Origin of the sequence: Caulobacter sp., assembly GCF_035254145.1 — a bacterium.
Classification (GTDB): domain Bacteria; phylum Pseudomonadota; class Alphaproteobacteria; order Caulobacterales; family Caulobacteraceae; genus Caulobacter.
The window spans coordinates 1-2,361 of the sequence record NZ_DATFAV010000082.1; the positions used below are offsets into that span (position 1 = coordinate 1).

Annotated in this window: 1 protein-coding gene; it reads left to right on the plus strand. The window is 67.6% G+C overall.

Features of this window, described 5'->3' with window-relative positions; genetic code table 11:
• Positions 1 to 2,089, plus strand: a 2,089-nt coding sequence (locus VJ655_RS04565; protein ID WP_324109883.1) for an isoleucine--tRNA ligase, incomplete at its 5' end; no start/stop codon positions are given.
• Positions 2,090 to 2,361 lie beyond the last annotated feature (272 nt).

Here is a 2,361-nt window from a genome sequence, read left to right on the forward strand (position 1 = left end):
GCTTGAAGAGGGCCTCGAGTTCGAGCCCTGGGCCAAGCCGGGCGATCGCCTGATCGTCGCCGAGAAGCTGGCGCAGGACGTCTTCAAGGCCGCCAAGGTCGCCGCTTTCGAGAAGGTCGAAACCGTCGACTGCGAGGGCATGGTGCTGGCCCATCCGCTGGCCGATCTCGACAGCCACTACGGCTTCGCCGTGCCGATGCTGGCGGGTGACCACGTGACCGACGACGCCGGCACGGGCTTCGTCCACACCGCGCCGGGCCACGGCGCGGACGACTATCAGGTCTGGCTGGCCCACGGTCACCGCGAGATCCCCGACACCGTCGATCCAGACGGCGCCTACTACGCGCATGTGCCGCTGTTCGGCGGTCTTCAGGTCATCGAGACCGAGGGCAAGAAGGCCGGCAAGTTCGGTCCCGCCAACGGCGCGGTGATGGACAAGCTGATCGAGGCCGGAAACCTGCTGGCGCGCGGCCGAGTCGAGCACAGCTATCCGCACAGCTGGCGCTCCAAGGCTCCGGTGATCTTCCGCAACACCCCGCAGTGGTTCATCCGCATGGACCACCCGACGGACTCGCTGGACGGCAAGACCCTGCGGGAAGTCGCCGTGCAAGCCATCGCCGACACCGCCTTCCACCCCGACGCCGGCCGCAACCGCATCGGCGCCATGGTCGAGACGCGTCCCGACTGGCTGATCAGCCGCCAGCGCAACTGGGGCACGCCGCTGGCCATGTTCGTGGACAAGCACACCGGCCATCCGCTGAACGATCCGGCCGTCAACGCCCGCATCCTGGACGCCATCCGCGAGGGCGGCGCCGACGCCTGGTTCACCCGTCCCGACGCCGACTTCCTGGGCGCCCACGACCCGGCCCAGTACGAGAAGATCACCGATATTCTCGACGTCTGGTTCGACAGCGGCTGCACCCACGCCTTCACGATCGAGGGTCGGAGCGACAGCCGCTCGCCCGCCGACCTCTATCTGGAAGGCTCCGACCAGCATCGCGGCTGGTTCCAGTCGTCCCTGCTGGAAGGCTGCGGCACGCGTGGCCGCGCGCCCTACAAGGCGGTTCTCACCCATGGGTTCACCCAGGACGAGAACGGCGAGAAGATGTCCAAGTCCAAGGGCAACACCGTCGAACCGCAGGCCATCACCAAGGAAAGCGGCGCCGAGATCCTGCGCCTGTGGGCGGCGATGGTCGACTATTCGGAGGACCAGCGGATCGGCAAGACGATCCTGGCCACCACCACCGACGCCTATCGCAAGCTGCGCAACACCACGCGCTACCTGCTGGGCGCCCTGGCTGGCTTCACCGAGGAAGAGCGGGTCGCCGACTACGCCGACTTCCCGCCGCTGGAGAAGTACATCCTGCATCGCCTGTGGGAGCTGGATCGCGACGTCCGCGCCGCCTACGAAGCCTATCGCTTCAGCGACGTGGTCCGGCCGCTGATCGAGTTCTGCCAAGGCGACCTGTCGACCCTGTTCTTCGACATCCGCAAGGACAGCCTCTATTGCGACGCGCCGAACGCCCTGCGCCGGCGCGCCTATCGCACGGTGCTGGACTATGTGTTCGAGCGTCTGACCATCTGGCTGTCGCCCCTGACCAGCTTCACCATGGAAGAGGCGTGGCAGACGCGCTTCCCCAACGCCGGCTCCAACAGCCTGCGGGTGATCCCGGCGACGCCGGCGCAGTGGAAGAACGAGGCCGAGGCCGCGCGCTGGGCCAAGGTCGAGACCGTGATGTCGGTGGTGACCGGCGCCCTGGAAGTCGAGCGCCGCGAAAAGCGCATCGGCTCGGCCCTGGAGGCCGCGCCGGTCGTCCACGTCGCCGAGGCCGAGCTGTTGGCCGCGTTCGACGGTCTGGACGCCGCCGAAGTGTTCCGCACCTCGGCCGCGACGCTGGTGGCGGGCGACGGCGGCGCGTTCCGGACCGATGAGGTCAAGGGCGTGTCGGTGACCCCCAAGCTCGCCGAAGGAAACAAGTGCGCCCGCTCGTGGCGGATCCTGCCGGAAGTGGGAACCGATCCCCGCTATCCGGAGCTTAGCCTTCGCGACGCCGAAGCGGTGGCCTATTGGGACGCGACGCACGGCTAGTTCTTTACCCTTCTCCCCTTGCGGGAGAAGGTGTCGCGCAGCGACGGATGAGGGGTTGCACGGCGATCCCGGCGAGACCCCTCATCCGACCTGCTCCGCAGGCCACCTTCTCCCGCAAGGGGAGAAGGGAAATCAGGGGCGAACTGTTGTCGTTGAAAATCACCCGCCTCGGCTGGACCGCCTACGCCGTCGCCATCGCCACTCTGGTTGTGGATCAGATCTCCAAGGTCTGGATCCTCGGCCTGCTCGGTCGCGAGCAGGGCTCATCCCTG